Below are 20,923 nucleotides of genomic sequence, written 5' to 3'. Positions count from 1 at the left end.
CGAGCGCAGCACTCCTGACAGGGCGTCACCGACGATGCGCAGACCGTGCTCGGTCAGGACCGACTCCGGGTGGAACTGCATGGAGGCGAAGCCCGGACCGCGCAGGGCGTGGACCTCGTCGGTCTCCGGGTCACGGCCGGCCTCGACGACCCCGAGCCGGGGAACCACGAAGGTGTCCTGTGGACTGCGCGCGGCGAAGGTGTTGTAGAAGCCCACCCGGTGCCGGGTCCCGAACAGGTCGATCTCCCTCTGGACGCCCTGGTTCGGCACCGGACGCCGGACCAGCCTCAGGCCGAGCAGGGTGCTGAGGACCTGGTGGCTCAGGCACACGGCCAGGAAGGGGCGGCGCTCATCCAGCAACGCGTGGACCGCGGACCGGAGATGGGTGATCTTGGGGTTCCGGATGTCCCGGGGGTCGCCGGGCCCGGGGCCCATGACGATCAGGTCGTGTGCGTCGAAGGCGTACGGCTCGTCGAAGCGACGGACGGTGGGTTTCAGTCCCAGAGCCCGCAACTGGTGCCCGAGCATGGAGGTGAACGTGTCCTCGGCATCGATGACGAGCACCGTGCGGCCCGCCAGTTCGGGGCGGAGGCCGGACTCCTCGTCGCGCCGGCCGAGCCAGAAGCCGGCGATCGAGCCGTTGCGCTCCTCCAGGGCGGCCCGGACCTGCGGGTGCTCCGACAGTCGCGGTGTCTCCTCCGCTCCCAGGGCGGCGAGCAGTCCGGCGGCCTTCGCCCGGGTCTCGGCGACCTCGGAGAGGGCGTCGGAGTGCCTCACCAGCGTGGCTCCGACCCCGATGCCCAGCCGGCCCGAGCGGTCGATGTCGGCGGTGCGGATGAGGATCGACGAGTCGAGCGTGCGCCCATGCTCGTCGTGCCCGATCAGGGCGACGACGCCGCTGTAGTACCCGCGTCCGCGCGGTTCGTACCGGCTGATGACCCGGCAGGCGCTCTCGAGCGGGCTGCCCGTGACCGTCGGTGCGAACAAGGTCTCCTGCAGCACCGTGCGGGGGTCGTGGTCGCTGTGGCCCTCGATGAAGTACTCGGTGTGGGCGAGCCGGGCCATCTCCTTCAGGTACGGGCCCGCGACCCGGGGACCGGGTTCGCAGATCCGCGCCATCATCTTGAGTTCCTCGTCGACCACCATGTACAGCTCGTCCGCTTCCTTGCGGTCGGCGAGGAAGCCCATCACGCCCGGCAGGGTGGGACCGGAGGACGGGTACCGGTAGGTGCCGCTGATGGGGTTCATCACGGCCCTGCCCGCCCGCAGGCTCACGTGGCGTTCCGGGGTCGCCCCCACGAACGTGCGCTCCCCCGTGTGCACGACGAACGTCCAGTACGCGCCCTGCTCCCGCTCCAGCAGGCGCCGGAAGAAGGCGAGGGCGGTGCGCACCGAGTAGTCGGTGATGTCGGCGACGAAGGACCGCTTGATGACGAAGTTGGCCCCCTCTCCCGTGCCGATCTCGTTGGCGATCACCTTGTGGACGATCTCCGCGTACTCGTCGTCGTCCGGGTCGAACCGGCCGTCGCTCAGTGCGACCGGCTCGTCCGGCAGCCGTCGCAGTGCCTCGTCCATCGTCACCCTGGTCTGTTCCTCGACGGAGATCACGATCAGTGGTTCACCGTCGTCGGCGCAGGCGTAGCCGCGTTCGGAGACCTGCCGGTAGGGGATCATCGCCAGGACGTCCAGGCGTTCTCCGGTGCCTTCCCCGGACGCGTCCCGCAGCGGGATCCGGTCGAGGGTGTCCGCGGTGGAGGCCGTTCCCGTCACGACCTCCAGGATGTCCGGACCGTTCGTCTCGGGGCGGTGCAGCAGCGCGAAGGCGGCCGGCTCCGTCCGCAGGACGCTGCCGAGCGGGTCGGATGTCATGAGGGGACGCTCCTCGTTCATCGGTCGAGCTCCGCGGTCACGGACTTGGTGGTGGTGACGACGGCACAGCGCTCGGCGGCGTAGTCGAGGGCCAGCCGGTGGTAGTCCTCGTTGAAGTCGGCCACGGCGTCGGCCACCAGGAACGTCTCGATGTCGTGGGTGAAAGCCTCCACGGCGGTCATGAGCACCCCGATGTGCGCGTACACACCGCAGAGGATGAGCTGGTCGCGTCCGCGGGCGCGCATCCGTTCCAGGAGATCGCTGCGGAAGAACGCGCTGTAGCGCCACTTCTCCAGCCGCCAGTCGTCCGGCCCGGGCTTCAGGGGCTCCACGACCTCGCGGTCGGCCGGGTCGACGCGCATGCCGGGTCCCCAGAAGTCCCGGAGCAGACCCCGTTGTTCGTCGGTCATGCCGCCGGGCTGCGCGGTGTAGGCGACGGGGATGCCGAGGGCCGCCGCCTGCTGACGGAGCCGGGCGGCGTTGCGCACCAGGTCGGTCACGGGGGCCTCGTCGACGGGGAACTTGCGCAGGAAGTACCGCTGCATGTCGTGGACGAGGAGGACGGCGCGGTCCGGGCGCGGCGTCCACCTGGCGGTGTTGGCGGGCAGATCGCCTTCCTGGGGCATGGGGTAGGGCTGGATGGGAGGTATGCCTGCCATGGTCTTCCTCGTGTCGTCGTGGTCGGGGGGGGCGTGCGGCGCCGGGGCGCCCCGGGCGTGGCCCGGCCGTTCGGTCAGGTCTTCAGGGCGCGCTCGACCAAGGCCGCGGCCGCGCCCAGGTAGGCGGTCGGATCGCACAGGTCGTCGAGGCCCTCGGTGCCGGCGAGGCCGGCCTGGCCCGCGGTCCGGCCCAGGACGGCGGCGAGCGATTCGCCGGTGGCTTCGGCCTCGGTGGCGGCCCCGGCGACGAGTTCCTTCGCCCGTGCCTTGCCGAGTTCGGGGGCGAGGCGCGCCGCGATCCGCTCCGTGACGACGCGGCTCGCCGTCAGGTCGAGGTTGGCGCGCATCCGGGCGGCGTCGACCCGGAGCCCGCGGGTCAGCTCCGCCGCGGTGTGGGCGGCGCCCCCGACCAGCCTCAGGCACTCCCGCAGCAGCAGCCACTCGGCGTGCCAGGTGCCGCCGGAGCGCTCGTCCTCCGTCGTCAGGCACTGGGTGAGCGCCCCCGCGAGGGCGGGCACCTGGAGCGAGGCGGAGCGGATCATGGTGGTGAGGACGGGATTGCGCTTGTGGGGCATGGCCGAGGAGCCGCCCCGTCCGGACACCGCCGGTTCGGCTGCCTCGGCGATCTCCGTGCGGGCCAGGTTCTGCACCTCCACGGCGAGCCTGCCCAACGCACCGGAGGCGAAGGCCAGGGCCGCGGCCAGGTCCGCCACGGGGGTGCGCAGCGCGTGCCACGGCAGGACCGGCACGGCCAGGCCCGTCTCCTCGGCGAATGCCTCGGCCAGTTCGGCGGCGTAGGTGCCCGGGTCGGTGGTGACGCCGTCGACCGCCGCGTACTCGAGGTAGCCGGCCAGCGTTCCGGCCGCGCCGCCGAGCGAGACGGGCAGCCCGTGCCGGCCCACCCGTTCGAGTCGCCGGTGCGCGTCCCGCAGCAGTTCCCGCCAGCCCGCGGCCTTCAGGCCGAAGGTGGTGGGAACGGCGTGCAGGGCGAGGGTCCGTCCGGCCATGGGGGTGTCCCGGTGGGCGCTCGCCAGGACGCCCAGGGCGTCGATCGACGCCTCCAGGTCCCCGAGGACGAGCCGCACGGCCCGCCGGGCCACCAGCATGGCTCCGGTGTCGAAGATGTCCTGGCTGGTCGAGCCGCGGTGCACGTACTCGGCGGCGACCGGGTCGACGGCCGCGACCCGGCGGGTGAGGTCCTGGATCAGCCCCACCACGGGGTTGGCGGTCTCGCGGGAGGCCAGCGCGAGTGCGCGCGGGTCCGGTGCCGCCGCGCCTGCCGTCTCGCTGATCACCCGGGCCGCGGCCGCGGGCACGGCGCCCAGCCTCGCCTGGGCCCTGGCCAGCGCGGCCTCCGCGTCCAGCATGGCCCGTACCCAGGCGGGGTCGGACACCGCCGTCTCGACGGGAGTGCCGGCCCGTACCGGGGCCAGCAGACCGGTGTCGGGGGCGGCGGCGTCCACGGGGGCACCGTTCGCGCCGACGCCCGGGACGCTCATACGACCACCCCGGCCGGTGCGGCGTCGTCCAGCGTGGACCGGACCTCGTGGGGCACGCGCGACAGCGGCGGCAGGTCCAGTACCGCGCGGGCGATGGCGTCGGAGTCGCCCAGGGTCACGGAGTCGACGCCGGGGCGGATGCCGGCGGCGGTGACCCAGTGCACCGCCTCGGTCGGCACGCCGAACGCGAAGCGGCGCGGGTGCGGGCGGCCACGGGCGTCCAGAAGGGGGTACGGGCGCTCTCCGACGGCCAGCCCACCGGTCTCGTACGTCGTTCCGCAGGTACCGGCGATCCGGTACGGCCCTGCCTGTTCGGTGGCCAGCAGGTGCCGCAGCAGCGGATCGTCGGCGCGGCGCACGTCGGGCTCGGGCAGCCGCGCCTCGATCAGCGCGCGGGCCCTGACCGGCGGCCCCGGGACGGTGGTCGACTCCGCGACGAAGGACGGGTTCGCCACGTCGAAACGGATCTGGGTGCCCGGACCGGTCAGGGTGAGGACTCCGGCGTCCAGGAGGGCGATCATCTCCTCGATCCGGGTGACCGGCGGGCCGATGGACAGGAAGGCGTTGAGCGGCGTGTACCAGCCCTCGACGTCGTCCCGGTACGAATTGCCGTCGATGCCGCCGTGGTCGACGGCGAGACGGATCTCGTTGCGCAGGTCCCGCAGCACGTCGAGGGCGGCCTTCAACGGCCCCTCCACGTTGCCCGCCCGGGCCTCCAGGACGTCCTGGACGAGGTGCTCGCGCAGCCACGCGTGGAACTCCTCGCGGCCGGTGAACTCCCGGCCGGCCAGCGGGGAGATGAGGCGCTCCCAGTCCCAGCGGATCCCGGGCTCGACGCCGTGGCGGTCGAGCAGCGGGCCGGGGTCCTCCTCCGGTGCCAGGGCGAGGTACGCCTCGGTGAACGTCGTGGCGTCCCGCCCCCGGGAGGTGAGCAGGGTGGAGTAGTAGACGCTCTCCACCTCGCGGCGGATCAGCGGCCAGAGATCCTGGGCGAAGTAGGGACGGGTGCCGTCCGCGGCGCTCGCCCGCAGCCGCTCGACGTACTCGGGGGTGAGCAGCCGGGGCTGGTGACGGCCGTGGGCGCCCTTCTGGTTGGCGCCCCGGGCGTGGTACGGCACGCCGCGCCGGGAGCTCGCGTACAGCAAGGGCTCCCTGCCGCTGGGCCGGTAGGCCAGCCGGCCGTCGGCGCCGCGTTCGAACGTGCCTCCGCGGCCGAGCGTGAGCAGGGCCATGTAGTCGAAGAAGTTGAGTCCGAGACCGCGCAGCAGCACCGGTTCACCGGCCCGGACGCCGGTGAGGTCGGCGTCGGCGGGGTTGGTGGGGGTGATGTACGTCAGGTAGTGGATGCGGGCCAGGGCGGCGGTCCGCTCCTGGCGCGCAGTGAGCCGGGCGGGCACGTGGCCCTGGGCCAGGACCACCGCGTCCAGGTCGTTGAGCCGGGTGCCGTCGGCGAGCCGTATCCCCTGGGGGCCTCCCGGCACTCCATGGGTGTCGGACATGGCGGCCGCCCGGGAGCGGTGGACGTGGATCTTCACGTGCTCGGGGGCCCGGGCGCGGATCCGCCGGAAGCAGTCGTGCAGGTAGTGCCCGTAGAACGCCCGGCTGGGGTAGGAGTCGGGGCCCAGGCGGCGGGCCTCCGCCAGTGTGGCCTCGTCGTAGTCGTGGCCCTCGACGCCGAGCAGGGCGAGCTGCCGGGCCCACTCGTACAGGCTCGGGCCCGGTTCGCGGGGTCCGTCGATCCGCACGCTGTCGTCGGTGAAGACGGTGACCTGCGAGGCCACGGTGTTCATCAGCAGGTGACGTGACTGCTCGGGGCGCCACACCCGGCCCGCCCCCGGGGTGTCCGGGTCGACCAGGTGGACCACGACCCCGCCGCCCGCGGGCCGGTGCCGCTCGTTGGCGCACAGCCGCTCCAGTACGGACAGCCCCCGGGGACCGGCGCCGACGATGCATATCTCCACACACCTCGTGCTCATGCGGTTCTCCTCCCGGTCCGTGAATGCCTCTAGGAACCTCGGAGGAATCCGGCGGGAGGTCAACGGACGCCCCGGCGATACGTCAAGTCCTCGGCGGCGACCGCTCCGTCGCCGACCGGACTTGACGAACTTGCGGCGGGAACGTGTCCGCCGGGGGCGCGGGCCGACAGTCTGAGGCCATGCGTGCCGCCTATATCACCGAACTGGGACCTGCGCAGGACATCCGCTACGGCGATCTGCCCGAGCCGCGTCCAGGACCCACCGACGTGCTGGTCGAGGTCATGTGCACCACGGTCAACCCGGTGGACACCTTCGTCCGTTCGGGAGTGTTCCGTACCGCCGTCCCGCTGCCCCTGATCGTGAGCCGCGACCTCGTCGGCACCGTCGTGGAGGCCGGCCCTGGGGCCCCCGGCTTCGGGCCCGGCGACCTCGTGTGGTGCAACAGCCTCGGGCACGAGGGCCGCCAGGGCGCCGCCGCCGAGCGGGCCGTGGTCCCGGCGGACCGGCTGTACCACCTGCCGCCCGGTGTGGACCCGGAACAGGCCGTCGCCGTGCTCCACCCCGCGGCCACCGCGCATCTGGCTCTGTTCACCCAGGCCCGTCTGCGGCCGGGCGAGACGGTGTTCGTCGCCGGCGCCGCGGGAAACGTCGGCAGTGCCCTGGTCGTCCTGGCGGTGGAGGCCGGGGCCCGGGTCGTCGCCACGGCTTCCGCGGCCGACGCGGAGTACGTCCACGCTCTGGGGGCGGCCGAGGTGTTCGACTACCGCGACCCGCGGCTGGACGGGAAGCTGCGCGCGGCCTGTCCCCAGGGGATCGACGTCCACGTGGACGCTTTCGGTACGAACGACCTGTCCCTGGCGGTGGAGCACGCGGCGCCCCGGGGCCGGATCGTGCTGCTCGCGGGCGTCTCGGCACGCCCGGTGCTGCCCGTCGGGCCGTTCTACATGAAGGACGCGTCGATCCTGGGCTTCGTCATCTCGCACGCCACGACGGACCAGCTGGCCGAGGCCGCCGTCACCGTCAACCGGCTGACCGCCGCGGGCGCGTTGCGCCCGCGGCACACCGAGCGCCTTCCGCTGAGCGGCATGGCCGACGCACATCTGCGCATGGAGAAGGGCGCGTTGCGCGGCAAGCGCCTGATCATCCGCCCGGACCTGGACCGTTAGGAGACTGAAGTGGCACACCTCGTGGTGGTCGGTGGCGGCATCGGCGGGCTTGCCGCCGCGGCGGTGCTCGCCCGGCTGGGGCACCGGATCACGGTGCTCGAGCGGCGGGAGGAGTTCACGGAGCTGGGAGCGGGCATCCAGCTCGCCCCCAACGCCTACCACGCGCTCGACCGCATCGGGATCGGGAGCGAGGTACGCGCCCGGTCGGTGTTCGTCGACGCGCTGCGGCTCTACGACGGCACCACCGACGAACTCATCAACGAGATGCCGTTGACCGGCGGCTACCGTCACCGCTTCGGCAACCCGTACGCGGTGGTGCACCGCACCGACCTCTACCGGCCCCTCCTCGCGGCCTGTCGCGCGCTTCCCTCGGTGGAACTGGTCACGGGCGCGCGGGTGAGCGGCTACGCGCAGGACACCGCGGCGGCCACGGCGCTGCTGGCGGACGGTACCCGGGTGCGGGCCGACGCGGTGATCGGTGCCGACGGCCTGCGCTCGGCGGTGCGCGCCCAGTTGGTGGGGGACGGGGAGCCCCGGGTGTCGGGCCACACGATCTACCGGTCCGTCGTGCCGATGGAGATCGTGCCCGCGGAGCTGCGTGCCAACGCCGTGTGCCTGTGGGCCGGCCCGCGCTGGCACTTCGTCCACTACCCGATCAGCGGCGGCCGCGAGCTGAACCTCGCCGCGACGAAGGACGACGGCGCGGTGACGGCCGTCGCCGGAGTGCCGGTGGAGCGTTCGTCCGTGCTGGCCGAGTTCACGGAGCTGGGCCAGGTCGCGGGCCGGCTGCTCGCCCTGGGCGACGACTGGCGCCGCTGGGTCCTGTGCGACCGCGACCCGGTGGACAACTGGGTGGACGGCAGGGTGGCACTGCTCGGGGACGCCGCGCATCCCATGCTGCAGTACGCGGCTCAGGGAGCCTGTCAGGCACTGGAGGACGCGGTGCTCCTGGGCGACCTGCTGGGCCCGGCCGAAGGTGCCGGCACGACGGCGGGCCACGGCGTTCCCCTGCGGCTGGCCGCCTACGGCGCGCTGCGGCACGAACGCGCCGGCCGGGCCCAGTTGGTGGCCCGCGAGATGGGACGGCGCGTGTACCACCCCGCCGGGGTCGCGGCGAAGGAACGCAACGCGGCCCTGTCGGCACTGACCCCGGACGCACTCCACGACACCGTGGCGTGGCTGCACGGGGACCGCGAATTCCGTCGCGCCGCCTGAGCCTTCGGCACGACGAGCCGGCGGCGCGACCGATCGAGCCGCAATCACCAGGAACAGCACCGCAGGAGAATGAGGAGACCATGGCCACCGATTACGAGAAGGAGGGCGTCACCACTTTCCTGGTGCGCTCTCAGATATTCGTCGCGGCTTCGCCCGAGACGGTGTACGAGACCGTGAGCGACCTGTCCCGGAGCGGCGAGTGGAGCCCCGAGTGCCAGGGCGGAACCTGGGTCCGCGGCGAACCGTCCACGGTGGGGGCGGTGTTCGAGGGCAGGAACGTGCGCGGGACGGAGCCGGTGCCGTGGGCTCCGGTGATCCGCGGGGAGTGGACCACCAAGGCGGAGGTGGTGGAGGCGGTGCCCGGCAAGGTGTTCCGCTGGGTGATCCTCACCGAGGCCGGCGCCCGTCAGGAGAGCACCTGGTCCTTCGAGATCGAACCCGCCGAGGGCGGCAGTCTGCTCATCCACCACTACCGGCTCGGCCGGCTGACCGAGGGCCTGGCGAAGATCTTCCGGGCCGGACTGGACGAGGCCGGCCGGGACCGCTTCGTGAAGGAGTGGAACGCGAAGCTGGCGGCGGACGTGCAGCGCACGGTGGAACGCGTCAAGGCCGTCGTCGAGCAGGGGTGAGCAAGGCCGTTCGGCACGCCGGGCCGTCGTCCCGCCCGCCCGGGCGCGGGGGGCGGCCCGGCGTCCGCCGTGTCCCGGAGCGTCGGGTGTCCGGCCGGCCCGAGGCATGGCGCCGCCCATGGGTGACGCCCGGCCGGAGCGGTCCGGCCGGGCGTGGGTGGCGGGTCCCGGTCGTCAGCCGGCCGGACGCACCGGCACCGTCTTGGCAGCGGACTCGAACAGCGCCTCGACGACCCGGGCCTGTTCCACCGCGTCCGCGCGGCCGTAGGACGGCGCCTGGCCGCCGGCTATCGCGGTGGACACCGAGTCGAACAGGATGCGGGAGACCGCGTACGGGTCGCCGCAGCGGTACACCCCCTCCTCGTCCACCGGCAGGTACTCGCTCACCGGGTCGGCGTGCGGCGGCGGGCCCTGCCGCTGCAGTTCGATGTGCCGCACGTCCCGGCAGAACCAGGGGTCCTCCAGCACGAGGCGGCCGGTCGATCCGACGAGATGCAGCGCGTCGCCGCGGCACACCTCCTGGCCCACCTCGAACTGCGCCAGCACTTCGCCCGGCATCCGCAGGGTCGCGGCGAAGTTGTGGTCGGTCTCGCCGTCCCGGCGGACCTCCTCCGCGTAGACCCGCTCGGGCGAGCCGCCGAACATCCGGATCGCCGCCAGCGTGAAGGCGCCCAGGTCGAGCATGCCGCCGCCGCCGCGCTCGGGATACCTGCGGAAGTAGTCGGGCGGCAGACTGGCCGTACAGGCCGCGTAGATGTACCGCAGCTCGCCGATGACCCCGTCCTCCACCAGTCGCTTGGCCAGCAGGTGCTGGGGATGGTGCCGGGACATCACGCCCTCGACGCAGTGCTTCCCCGCCGCCTCGGCCGCGTCGAAGACCCGCTCGGCCTCCGCCGCCGTCATCGCGAGGGGCTTCTCGACAAGGACGTGCTTGCCGGCCTCCAGCGCCCTGACGGCCCACTCGGCGTGGTCGACGGGGTCCAAGGCCACGAAGACGGCCTCCACGTCCTCGTCGGCGAGCAGTTCCGCACGGCTTCCGTAGGACTTGGCCACCCCGTACGTCCGGGCGTACGCCGCCGCGTCGTCGTCGTGCGCGACCGCGACGAACTCGGTCGTGGTCGAGGCCGCCTTGGCCTTCATCGCCACGTCCGCGTACCCGCCGGTGACCAGCAGTCCCCAGCGCACCTTGCTCATGTCGGTGCTCCCTTCCGGCCCGATGGGCCCTCGCGCCGCGATGGGGCGCCAGGGGAACGGCGACCGCCCTTCCCCGCTGCGCCGGATCCACCCTGTGCGAGACCGCCCCGGCCGGGAAGGGCCGCCCTCACACTCCGTCAAGTGCGTGCGGGTCCGGCCCTGGCCCGCTGCGGACCGGCCCCAGCCGGGGCTCCAGCCGGCTGAACGCGTAGGCGGCGGAGACCATCGTCATGTGGTGGTGCCAGCCGGGGTAGGAGCGTCCCTCGAAGTCCAGCAGGCCGAACCCGCTGCCCAGTCGGGACACGGCCCGCGCCGCCTGCTCGTCGAGCCCGGCCAGGAGGCGGAGGTCGGTGGCGTGCCGCCGCGTCATGCTCGTCATCCAGGTACGGGTGGGGCGCCGTCCCGGCAGGCTGAAGTACCGGTACGGGGGAAGTGCTGGTGCGGACGGGGGTCCGGCCTGGGGCACGGCGCGCCCGGCTCCGTGCCGTAAGGGTCCTGAGCCGCGTGCCCGGGCTCCCGGCGGCGTCCCGCCCTGGGGGCGCAGCGCGACGACGAAGTCCCGTCGTCTCAGGCCGAGGCCGCGGACCAGTTGCCGTGCGCCGGTGCAGGCGCTGAGGTCGGCCACGACCGGGACGGCGCCCAGCCCTCCCCCCGAGATCTGCGCGTCCACCAGGTCCAGGGCCGCCTGCTCCATGGGGACCGCGGCGTTCGAGGGGATCCGGGCCCGTGAGCGGCGGTGCGGGTCGTCCGCCCAGGCGTCCGGGAGCAGCAGGGCCCAGTCCACGGGTATCGCCTCGGTGCGCGAGACGAGGAACAGTCCGAGTGCGACCTGGCAGTTGAGCGAGCGGCCGGCGGACGGCACGAAGCGCCGGTGCACGCCCGGTGAGTGCACGCCCCGCTTGGCCACCACGGCGACCTTCAGTCCCCATGCCTCGACGGGCATCCGCTCGGCGGCCCAGCGCGCGAGTTCCGCGCGGGCCGGCCTCCAGTCCCACGAACTGGCGTTGACGAACTGGCGCATGGAGTGCGGCGCGATCGACGGGACGTCCGCCGCAGCCGACATGGCGCTCACCGTCTTGCGGCCCGGGGTGGCGAGCAGCCCGTGCAGGTAGGCGCAGGCCCGACGCCTCTGGTCCGAGCGCGGCAGATGACCGAACACCTGCTCGGCGAACCGTACGAGGGGCTCATGCCCCCGCTCCGAGAAAACCTGAAGTGACATGGCAAACCCTTCCCTGTCGGAGCGCCCTGCGGTGAATAATAGAGATCGGTCGCTTTTTTTGTGCTGGGGGTCTTCCGCATGTGCGTGGCACGCAGGGCGAAGCTCCAGGTCCGTTCAACCAGCCGACCCGAGGGCGGGCCGGGGAGTCGCGGCACCACTTTCACTACTCCCTGTTGCGGCACCGGTTCGCGGGACGACACGGTTGCGGGGCCACCGCGCGTGGCGGGCCGGACCGGCCTTCCCGCCATCTGTCACGGCTTCGGAGAGGAACATGGTGAAACAAGCGAGGGCCCTGAAGACCCGGGATGCCCTCGTACGGGCAGCTTCCGCCCAGTTCTGCCGCCACGGCTACGCCGGTACGAGTCTCACGCAGATCCGCGACGCCGCGCGGATATCGATGGGAGCGCTCACCTTCCACTTCTCGACCAAGGCCGAGTTGGCGGACGCGGTCGAGAAGGCCGCCCAGGACATGACCACGGCCCTGGTGGAGCGCGTGAGTTCGGACAGGGAGCCGAGCCTGGCCCTGGCGGTGGAGCTGACACTGGAGCTGACGCGTCTGCTCGCCGAGCAGGACGTGGTACGCGCAGCCGCCCGGCTCGCCAGGGAAAGACCGGGCAGCCGCGAGTGGTCGTCCACGTGGCAGCCCGAGGTGCGGCGGATCATCGAGGAGAGCCACCGCGAGGGCTGCCTGCCGCAGTCGGCTTCGCCCCAGTGGGTGGCCACCCTCGCGGTGCGTCTGATCGACGGCATGGACGCCTCCCTGCACCGCTCCGAGACGACGACGGCTCAGGGCGCCTCCGCCGCGGCGGAGTTGTCACGGCTGTGGCAGCTCATCCTGGTCGATCTGAAGGGCTCGCCTTCGGCGCGGGAGCCCCTGCCCGACCGTGGAGGGCTTGCGTGACGGGTACCGGGTAGCAGGCGCCGCGCCCCCCGCCACGGCGGCCGGGCCCGCCGCACCGGCCGTGTCCCGGGGGCGTCAGAGGACCGTCCTGCCGCCGTCGACCGGCACGGCGGCCCCGGTGACGAAGGACGCCCGCTCGCCGCACAGCCAGAGAGCCGCTTCGGCGATCTCGCGCGGGTCCGCGAGGCGCCCCAGCGGTATGCGCGCGGCGAAGCGCTCCTCGGCGGCCGGGTCCTGCTCGACGGCGGTCTCGAACAGTTCCGTGCGGGACGCCCCCACCACGAGGGCGTTGACGCGGACCCGGTGGGGGGCGTACTCCTTCGCGACCGCCTTGGTCAGACCGACGACCGCGTGTTTCGCCGCCACATAGGGGGCGATGGCGCTGGCGGCCCGGACCCCCGCCGTACTGGCGGTGTTCACGATCGACCCGCCGGTCTCCAGCATGACCGGCACCTGCTGTTTCAGACAGTTCCACAGTCCGCGCACATTGACGTCGACGACCCGGTCGAAGACGTCGTCGTCCGTCTCGTGCATCAGCGTGCCCAGAGGTGTCCAGCCGGCGTTGTTGAAGGCGCAGTCGAGCCGTCCGTACGTCTCGACGGTGCGCCTCACGACCTCCCGCACGTCCTCCGCCCGGGTGACATCCCCCGGAACGGCCAGGGCCCGGCCGCCTCCGGCGCGGATCTCCTCCGCGACGGCCGCGAGCCGGGTCGCGCGCCGGGCCGTCAGCACCACGGTGGCCCCCTCCTCGGCGAACAGCCGGGCCGCGGCGGCACCGATGCCGCTGGAAGCACCCGTGATCATGACGACTTTGCCGTCCACCCCGCCCCGCTCCGCCTCCTCGCGCCGGGGCATCAGGAGGGCCCGTCCCAGCACGTGCCCGCGGCGGCCTCCGCGTCGACCCGCAGCAGCAGGTCCTCGTCCACCTCGTCGAGCGAGGCCACGAGGTGGCGGACACCCGCCTCCCGCATCAACTGGCGCTGGAAGCTGGCGGGGTAGGAGCTGGGATGTCCGATGAAGGGCGTTGCCAGCCGCCTGGCCTCCTCGGCGACCCGTGCCACGTCGTCGATGAACAGTGCCCTGTCCGGCGGGAGTCCGAAATGGTCAACGGCGATCTCCTTGAGCCCCGGCCGGACGGTGTCGGTGCACACGTAGTGCGGCGGTGAGAAGAAGTCGGCGCTGGAGCCGAGGTGCGCGTCGAAGTGCTCGCGGCCGAGGCCTCCGTAGCAGACCACCGGCACGTCCAGCGCGGCGAGCCGCTCCAGCAGGCCGACCGCTCCCGCCGTCATCTCGACGGGGTGCTTCTCCAGGTGGTGGGCGCGTGCCTCGAAGTACTGCCGCAGCGCCTCGGCGCCGGACACGTCCAGTCCTGCCGCCGCGGCCAGTTCGGGCCCCGCGATGCTGCGCGGCTGCGAGAAGATGCGCCGTTCGACGTCGGCCGTGTAGGCCCCGCCGCGGCTGGTGATGAACTGGTGGATGACGGGGCTGAAGGTGTCGTTGAGCAGCACGCCGTCGATATTGAGGGCGACAAGACGTACGTGCTGAAGGCGCGTGGGCACGGGTGCTCCGATACGGGAGGGGGAATGGGCCTCGGTAAGGCGTGGCCGGGGACACGGACGGCGGTGGCGCGCCGCCTCAGAACACGGGGGGCGTTGCGAGGTAGGCCGTCGCCGAGAAGGCGGTCTTGCCGTTCTGCTCGCCGTCGACCGCGAAGCTGTCGGGGCTGCCTGCCTGCGAGGGGTGTGCCGTGACCCAGCACGGCGTGTCGAACTCGACGTAGCGTCCGAAGGTGACGTCGATCCCGGTGAGCAGTGCGGCGCCGTCGCCGCCCACGGCGGCCAAGGCGGCCTGGCGCACGGCCTCCAGGGTGAGCATGCCGGGAACGTGGTCCAACGGGTGATCGAAGAAGGTCGGGTGGCCTGTGTCCACCCGCAGCCGCCAGCGCGGGGAGGTCGTCTCGCGGGACAGGACCACGTCCTGGGTGCGCGCTCTGCCGACCAGTGCGCCGGCAACGGCCGGCGGCGGAACGGGGGCGGCGGCGAAGACCTCTTCCCGGTCGGCGTACTTGCCGCGCAGGCGCCGGTAGACCTCGGGTGCACGGCTCCAGACGTCCATCTCGGCCCGGCCTATCACGTCCCCGCCCCACCGGACCTGTATCCGCATGGTCATCGAGACCGGTAATCGGCCTCGACGGCGCACGTCGTGGCAGGTGATGAGCAGGTCGGGTTCGGCGGGGGCACGGGTCGTACGCATGGCCTCGGGCCGGACCCGGAAGGAGAAGTCCGTCCAGCCGAAGTGGTACCCGAGCGGCACGCCGTACTCGCAGTGCATCAGCAGCGGGACGGTCTGGCGCACCGTCTCGGCCAGCAGCATCGGATCGTAGAGTCCGTGTCCCGTGGTGAAGAAGCTGTGGTCACGCGGCCATTGGGCACTGACGGTGAAGGCGTCCGCCGCGGTCGGAGTCGAGCCCGTGAGGAAGACCTCGGACAGGGCTTCGCGATGCACGTACTCGCGGGCGACCGTAGTGGTCAGACGCGGTCCGCCCACGGCTGTGTCGGGCCGTGCGGCTGTGGCGATCATGCGGGTGCTCCCCAGAATGTTGACGCCCTGATCTTGCGGCCCATGAGAATATAAAGGACGATCTTTTTTTTGTCGACAACGAGGAAGTGACATGCGGGAACTCAAACAGGAACGAGCCGTCAGGACGCGGGCGATCATCCTCAAAGCCGCCGCGGAGGTGTTCGACGAACTCGGTTTCAGCGGGGCGAACATCCGCGAGATCACTCAGCGCGCGGGAATCACCCAGGGCGCCATGTACTTTCACTTCGGCTCCAAGGAGGAGCTGGCCCGGGCGGTCATGAAGGCCCAGCCGATGACCGTCCTGCCCCACCTGGCCACCCGGGGGCTGCAGCGCCTGATCGACCTCACCTTCGTGTGGGCTCACCGTCTGCGCGAGGACGTGATCCTGCGGGCCGGCGTCCGTCTGACGGGTGAGCAGAACAGCTTCGGCATGCACGACCCGACGCCCTATCAGGACTGGGCCGCGGTGATGAGCGAGTGCCTGAGGGAGGCGCGCGCCGCGGGCGAGCTGTCCGACAACGTCGACATCGAGGTCCTGGCCGACTTCGTGGTGAGCGCGTGTACGGGCATGCAGATGTACTCGCAGATCTCCTGCGAGCGCGCGGACCTGATGGATCGTGTCGTCGCCATGTGGCAGCACCTGCTCCCGGCGTTGCGCGCTCCCGGCGACGTGTCGCCCCTGGACGGCAGCGCGCTGCGGGCAGCGGAGGTACTGAGGGAGATCGCTCCCCAGCGGCTCGGCGCCGGGCAGGAGACGCGGACCGCTCCCTGAAGACGGCGGCCGTCGCGCCATCCAGACGCCATACGGATGCCATCGAAAAGAATCGATCGTTCTGTATTATTTCTGCGGCAGAGTCAGCCGGCACTGTCACGCGCCGAGCACCACCCCGGGCCGGTGTGCAAGCCGCCGCCCGGGTCACGCAGCCACTCGTTCGCACTCATCAGGGGGACTTTGATGGCGGTCAGGCACGCGTCCCTTCGGCATGCGAGCCCCGACGGAACGGGCGGCTCGCCCTCGCGGAGCGCGGCATGCCACGCGCCCGGAGCCCGCGGCCGGGCAGCACTGGACATCCGGATCCTCGGCCCGGTGCGGGCCGAGGTCGCGGGCAGATCCGTCGAAAGAACCGACGAGGAGACCTGGCGCCTCCTCGCCCTGCTCGGGGTGTACGTGGACCACGTCGTGTCCGCACGGGTCATGGTGGAGGAGTTGTGGCCCGAGCAGGCACCGCCCGGCGCCCTGTCCGAGGTGCACCGCCGGGTCGGGGACCTGCAACGCCGGCTCACGGCGGCCGGGGACTGCCTGGTGAGGGTGCCGGGTGGCTACCGGCTCGACTGCCGGTACGCCGCCGTGGACGTGCGCCAGTTCTGGCGGGACTCCAGCGCGGGACTTCGTGCGCTGTCCGCGGACGACGCGGCCACCGCCCTCCGCCGGCTGGAGTCCGCACTGCGTCTGTGGACGGGTGACGCCCTGGCGGACATGGCTCTCGGCCCCCGGCTGCGCCGCGAGGCCGAGCAGCTCTCGGTGGCCCGGATCCGCGTGGAGGAGCAGTGCCAGGAGGCCGAACTGCGCCTGAGGGGAGCCGATACGGCCGCCGCTGCCGCGGTGCCGGCTCCTCCGTACCCCCTGCGCGACGCGACCGGTCGGGCGTGGATCCCCCGGGAGCGGTACGCGACCGGCGCGCCGTGCCCGGTGGGCGTCTTCGAGCAGGGCCGGGGCGCGCAGCGCGGGCCCTGGCTGTCCGGCCCCCGCACCGGCCCGGTCCGTGCTCCCGTGGCGGGTGCGGTCAACCACCCTTGACCCGGCGTCCTCAGGTACGACGCCGGCGTACGCGGGCGCGCACCGACGAGCACACCGCTGTCACCTATCGGTTCCTACGGGGGAGATTTCCGTGCCGAACGGCGCCACGACGCACGATCACGTCCTCGATCTGCTGGCGCTCCTCGCCGAGGAGGCCGCACCCGCACGGTTCGAGGAAGTCCTGCAGCGGGCCCGCCAGGAGGCTCCGGCCTCCGAGGCCACCGGCCACCTCGACGACGCCCTGCTGCGCATCCGCGCCCTGATCGGGGCACAACGGCAACGGGAGGCCGGCCTCGCCGCACTGCTCGACGCGGCACGCGAGCTGTCCCCCAAGGACGACCTCCGCGACATCCTCGACGTCGTCATCAAGAAGGCCCGCGGCCTGCTCGGTCTGAGCATCACCTACGTGAGTCTGCGCGAGGACGGCGGGGTCTCGGCCATACACGCCTCGGACGGGGAGACCACGGCCCTCAACATCGGGCGCCGGACGCCGGACTTCCTCGGGGTGGCCGGCGAGATCTACCAGAAGGGCACGGCGAGATGGACCCCCGACTACCTGGAGGACAGCCGGCTCGAACGGGACGAGCAACTGGACGCCTTCGTACGGGCCGAGGGCCTGCGTGCGGTACTGGGCGTTCCGCTGCGGCACGGCGACGTGGTCTTCGGGGTGCTGTTCGGCGCCGACCGCCGGGTGCGTCACTTCACCCCTGACGAAGTCGGCCTGATGATCACCCTGGCCGATCTCGCCGCCGGCCCCATCGAGCGGGTGCGCCTCGCCGCCCGGGCCCGGGCCGAGCTCGAATCCATCGAGCGGGAGCGGTCCAGGTCGCGGACGGCACACGTCGCCCTGCGTCACATGCTCGACGTCCACCACCGCGCCTTCGACATGGTCCTGGGAGGGTGCGACCTCCAGTCGCTGACCACCCTGGTCTCGCACACACTCGACGGGACCGTCGTACTGCGCGACCCCGGCGGCCGCACGCTGGCGTCGAGCGGCGACATCCCCGGGCTCGTCCCGTCCGTCGCGGACACGGCCGCGCTCGAGGCGCACACGCGCGGCGAACCCGTCCGCCACGTCGACGACACCTGGACGATCCCGCTGGTCGCCTCCGGCGAGAACCTCGGCGCGCTCACCGTGCGCCCGGAGGTTCCGCTCACCGAGGACGACACCGCCTTGTTACGCCTGGTGACACAGACCCTGACCGTCGCGATGCTGTTGCAGCGCGGCGCCGCGGACACCCCGTCCGGTGACGACCTGCTCAACGCCCTGCTGTCCGGCCCGGAGCGGCAGTTACGGGTCGCCGAGCGGGCCCGGCGGCTGTCCGTGGACCCGCAGGCCCCGCACGTTCTGGTGGTCGCCCGGCCCGAGGGCCGGGACCTGGGCCGGGCCACGGCCTGGGCCTCGTCGTACGCGAGCCGCGCCTCGGGCCTCAAGACGGTACGGGACAGCTGTGTGGCCCTGCTGCTCCCGGGCACCGACGCCTCGGCCGTCGCACGGAAGGTGTCCGGGGAGCTGTCACCTCTTCTGGACCGGCCCGTTTCGGTGGCCGCGGCCGGTCCTGGACAGCAGCTGGACGCGGCGCGCAGCCTGTACCAGGAGGCCACGCGGACGCTGGAGGCGATGCACCTCCTCCACGGCCCCGGCGCCACCGCCGCCGCGTCGGACCTGGGTTTCCTCGGTCTGCTGCTGTCCGACCACTACGACGTCGACGGCTTCGTCACCTCGACGATCGGCCGTGTACTCGACTACGACGCCCACGGTTCGAGCGACCTCGTCAAGACACTCCAGGCGTACTTCGACGCGGGCAACAACCAGCGCCTGGCGGCCGACGTCCTCCATGTGCACCCGAACACCGTGGCCCGGCGCCTGGAGCGGGTGAACCATCTGCTCGGTGACGCCTGGCAGCGCCCGGCCGAGTCACTCCAGATCCAACTGGCCCTGCTGCTGCACCGGGCTCGCGTCGCGCTGGTGCGCAAGTCCGCGGCACCACGCTGATTCCTCCCCGCCGAACGCGGCGGTCGAGCACGGCCGGAGGCGGACTTGACGCACCCGCGTTCGACTTGACGCAAAGTCGCACGCCTCGTTGGTCGCACCGTGCGCACGGCCGACGATCGGAAGACCGGGTGAGCCCGCCGGCAGCCACCGCCGGCCGAAGGGCCCGGCCCCGTCGCGCGCCCGGACGCCCGGCGGCAGCGCCACTCACCGTCAGCCAGGGAGAATCAGTGGACAACACCGTGCTGGACATACGCGAGAAACCGGCCGCCCAGCAACCGGACTGGGACGACCACGAGCAGATCGAACTGGTACGCAAGGAGCTCTCCACCCGCCCCCCGCTGGTCCGCGCCTGCGACATCCGCACCCTGCGCGGCCATCTGGCGCAGGTCGCCGCCGGCACGGCGCACATCATCCAGAGCGGTGACTGCGCGGAGGACCCGGACGAGACCACGGCCGACTGGGTCCACCGCAAGACCGCCGTGCTGGACCTCCTCGCGGGCGCCCTGAAGATGATCACCCGGGGTCCGGTCGTCCGCGTCGGCCGCATCGCCGGCCAGTTCGCCAAGCCGCGCTCCCAGCCCACCGAGACGGTGGGCGGACAGGAACTCCCGGTCTTCCGCGGGCACATGGTGAACGCCCCGGACCCCGACCCGGCCGGCCGTCGCCCCGACCCGCTGCGACTGCTCACCGGGTACATGGCGGCCAGCGAGGTCACCCGGCACCTGGGCTGGGACCCGGCGTGCGACCCGAGCCCCGAGCCCGCGGTGTGGACCAGTCACGAGGCACTGCTGCTCGACTACGAACTGCCCATGGTCCGCCGGAGCGAGGACGGCGAACTGCTGCTCACGTCCACGCATTTCCCCTGGATCGGCGAGCGCACGCGGCAGGTCGAGGGCGCCCACGTCTCCCTGCTGGCCGAAGTGGCGAACCCGGTCGCCTGCAAGGTCGGGCCGACGATGACCGGGGACGAGTTGCTGGAGCTGTGCGCGCGGCTGGACCCCCGGCGGGAACCCGGTCGGCTCACGCTGATCTCGCGGATGGGAGCGCGGGCGGTGAGCGAGAAGCTGCCCGGTCTGCTGCGCACCGTCCGCGCCGCCGGTCATCCGGTGATCTGGCTGTGCGACCCGATGCACGGCAACACCGTCAAGACGGCCACCGGCCACAAGACCCGGTTCGTCGAGTCCGTGGAACGCGAGGTGCAGGCATTCCGGTACGCGGTCGCCGAGGCCGGCGGTGTCGCGGGCGGCCTCCACCTGGAGACCACCCCGGACGACGTGACCGAGTGCACCCGTTCCGTGGAGACCGCGCACCGGGTGCCCGACCGCTACACGACGTTCTGCGACCCGCGTCTCAACCCGGGTCAGGCGATCTCGGTCGTGTCCGCCTGGCAGTGACGGGACCCGACCGCACTGCTCCCCCACCGCCCCGGCCGGGGCAGAAGTCACGGAGGTCGAAGGATGCAGGGCAACATCGCGCTCGTCACCGGCGCCGCGGGCGGGATCGGCGCCGCCACCGTCCGTGCGCTCGCCGAACGTGGCGTCGTCGTCGCGGCGGTCGACCGGGACGATCGGCAGCTGACGGGACAGGCGGACAAGCTGGCCGCCGACGGACTCGCGGCGGTGCCGTTCACCGTCGACGTCGCGGACGCCCGCGGTGTCGAGGCGGCGGTCGGCCGGATCGAGGACGAACTGGGGCCGATCGACTACCTGGTCAACGCAGCCGGCGTCCTTCGGCTCGGTACCGCGTGCGCCTACGCGGACGAGGACTGGCGCACCACGTTCGCGGTCAACGTCGACGGCGTCTTCCACGTGTCGCGGGCGGTCGTGCGCCGCATGGTCCCGCGCGCGGGCGGGGCGGTCGTCACGGTGGCGTCCAACGCCGCGGCCACCCCGCGCGCCGGCATGGCCGCGTACGCCGCGTCCAAGGCCGCCGCCGTCATGTTCACCAAGTCCCTCGGCCTGGAGGTGGCGCGGCACAACATCCGGTGCAACGTGCTCGCCCCCGGCTCGACCGACACCCCGATGCTGCGGTCCATGTGGGCCGACGAGAGCGCGGCGCGCGCCACCGTGGAGGGCGACCCCGACGCCTTCCGCGTCGGCATACCGCTCGGGCGCGTGGGACTTCCCGCCGACGTGGCCGAGGCCGCCGTCTTCCTGCTGTCCGACGCGGCGCGCCAGATCACGCTGCACTCCCTCACCGTGGACGGCGGCGCGTCGCTGGGA

General features: G+C 72.6%; 18 protein-coding genes. 9 read left to right on the top strand and 9 right to left on the bottom strand.

Going from position 1 to position 20,923, the window contains the following annotated elements:
• The 4 genes from K7854_RS35305 to K7854_RS35290 form a co-directional block, all read right to left on the bottom strand.
• Positions 1-1,869, bottom strand: a 1,869-nt coding sequence (locus K7854_RS35305) for an anthranilate synthase family protein (RefSeq protein WP_226030639.1), incomplete at its 3' end; no start/stop codon positions are given.
• Between the two features lie 17 nt (positions 1,870-1,886).
• Positions 1,887-2,528: an isochorismatase family protein gene (locus K7854_RS35300; RefSeq protein ID WP_226030638.1), complete on the bottom strand. Its 642-nt coding sequence runs from the start codon at positions 2,526-2,528 to the stop codon at positions 1,887-1,889.
• Positions 2,529-2,602: 74 nt separating this feature from the next.
• Positions 2,603-4,027 (bottom strand): nitrosuccinate lyase, encoded by a 1,425-nt coding sequence (locus K7854_RS35295; RefSeq protein WP_226030637.1) that lies wholly within the window; start codon positions 4,025-4,027, stop codon positions 2,603-2,605.
• The gene (locus K7854_RS35290) at positions 4,024-6,003 is read right to left on the bottom strand and encodes an FAD/NAD(P)-binding protein (RefSeq protein ID WP_226030636.1); all 1,980 of its coding nucleotides are present in this window, start codon (positions 6,001-6,003) and stop codon (positions 4,024-4,026) included. The genes K7854_RS35295 and K7854_RS35290 overlap by 4 nt, the downstream gene beginning before the upstream one ends.
• 179 nt (positions 6,004-6,182) lie before the next feature.
• Here K7854_RS35290 and K7854_RS35285 point away from each other — a divergent pair, with 179 nt between their 5' ends.
• The 3 genes from K7854_RS35285 (at position 6,183) to K7854_RS35275 (ending at position 9,013) form a co-directional block, all read left to right on the top strand.
• The gene (locus K7854_RS35285; RefSeq protein ID WP_226030635.1) at positions 6,183-7,169 is read left to right on the top strand and encodes an NADPH:quinone reductase; all 987 of its coding nucleotides are present in this window, start codon (positions 6,183-6,185) and stop codon (positions 7,167-7,169) included.
• Between the two features lie 9 nt (positions 7,170-7,178).
• The gene (locus K7854_RS35280) at positions 7,179-8,384 is read left to right on the top strand and encodes an FAD-dependent monooxygenase (RefSeq protein ID WP_226030634.1); all 1,206 of its coding nucleotides are present in this window, start codon (positions 7,179-7,181) and stop codon (positions 8,382-8,384) included.
• An 80-nt stretch (positions 8,385-8,464) separates the two neighbouring features.
• Positions 8,465-9,013, top strand: coding sequence for an SRPBCC family protein (locus tag K7854_RS35275; protein ID WP_226030633.1), 549 nt, complete (start codon positions 8,465-8,467; stop codon positions 9,011-9,013).
• A 174-nt stretch (positions 9,014-9,187) separates the two neighbouring features.
• Here K7854_RS35275 and K7854_RS35270 read toward each other — a convergent pair whose 3' ends face one another.
• Positions 9,188-10,207: a Gfo/Idh/MocA family protein gene (locus K7854_RS35270; protein ID WP_226030632.1), complete on the bottom strand. Its 1,020-nt coding sequence runs from the start codon at positions 10,205-10,207 to the stop codon at positions 9,188-9,190.
• Between the two features lie 127 nt (positions 10,208-10,334).
• Positions 10,335-11,426, bottom strand: a complete 1,092-nt coding sequence (locus K7854_RS35260) for an IS701 family transposase (protein WP_308112602.1) — start codon at positions 11,424-11,426, stop codon at positions 10,335-10,337.
• A gap of 271 nt (positions 11,427-11,697) precedes the next feature.
• Here K7854_RS35260 and K7854_RS35255 point away from each other — a divergent pair, with 271 nt between their 5' ends.
• Positions 11,698-12,327: a TetR family transcriptional regulator gene (locus K7854_RS35255; protein ID WP_226030631.1), complete on the top strand. Its 630-nt coding sequence runs from the start codon at positions 11,698-11,700 to the stop codon at positions 12,325-12,327.
• A gap of 75 nt (positions 12,328-12,402) precedes the next feature.
• On the opposite strand, the gene K7854_RS35250 is transcribed toward K7854_RS35255, so the two are convergent.
• The 3 genes from K7854_RS35250 to K7854_RS35240 form a co-directional block, all read right to left on the bottom strand.
• A complete protein-coding gene (locus tag K7854_RS35250; protein WP_372481111.1) occupies positions 12,403-13,131 on the bottom strand; it encodes an SDR family NAD(P)-dependent oxidoreductase in 729 nt (242 codons plus the stop codon).
• A gap of 50 nt (positions 13,132-13,181) precedes the next feature.
• Complete coding sequence (locus K7854_RS35245) at positions 13,182-13,886, bottom strand: HAD family hydrolase (protein ID WP_226030630.1); 705 nt, start codon at positions 13,884-13,886, stop codon at positions 13,182-13,184.
• Between the two features lie 76 nt (positions 13,887-13,962).
• Positions 13,963-14,907, bottom strand: coding sequence for a ScbA/BarX family gamma-butyrolactone biosynthesis protein (locus K7854_RS35240; protein WP_226030629.1), 945 nt, complete (start codon positions 14,905-14,907; stop codon positions 13,963-13,965).
• A 91-nt stretch (positions 14,908-14,998) separates the two neighbouring features.
• Here K7854_RS35240 and K7854_RS35235 point away from each other — a divergent pair, with 91 nt between their 5' ends.
• The 5 genes from K7854_RS35235 to K7854_RS35215 all read left to right on the top strand — a co-directional run.
• Complete coding sequence (locus tag K7854_RS35235) at positions 14,999-15,679, top strand: ScbR family autoregulator-binding transcription factor (RefSeq protein WP_226030628.1); 681 nt, start codon at positions 14,999-15,001, stop codon at positions 15,677-15,679.
• A 315-nt stretch (positions 15,680-15,994) separates the two neighbouring features.
• A complete protein-coding gene (locus K7854_RS35230; RefSeq protein WP_226030627.1) occupies positions 15,995-16,705 on the top strand; it encodes an AfsR/SARP family transcriptional regulator in 711 nt (236 codons plus the stop codon).
• Positions 16,706-16,796: 91 nt separating this feature from the next.
• The gene (locus K7854_RS35225) at positions 16,797-18,701 is read left to right on the top strand and encodes a helix-turn-helix domain-containing protein (protein ID WP_226030626.1); all 1,905 of its coding nucleotides are present in this window, start codon (positions 16,797-16,799) and stop codon (positions 18,699-18,701) included.
• Positions 18,702-18,928: 227 nt separating this feature from the next.
• Positions 18,929-20,095, top strand: a complete 1,167-nt coding sequence (locus K7854_RS35220) for a 3-deoxy-7-phosphoheptulonate synthase (protein WP_226030625.1) — start codon at positions 18,929-18,931, stop codon at positions 20,093-20,095.
• 63 nt (positions 20,096-20,158) lie between these two features.
• Positions 20,159-20,923: 2,3-dihydro-2,3-dihydroxybenzoate dehydrogenase (locus K7854_RS35215; RefSeq protein WP_226030624.1), on the top strand; the 765-nt coding region annotated here is incomplete at its 3' end.

The sequence above is a fragment of the Streptomyces hyderabadensis genome (assembly GCF_020404845.1).
In the GTDB taxonomy this organism is placed as follows: Bacteria; Actinomycetota; Actinomycetes; order Streptomycetales; family Streptomycetaceae; genus Streptomyces; species Streptomyces hyderabadensis.
This window is presented reverse-complemented; position numbering and strand designations above follow the sequence as displayed.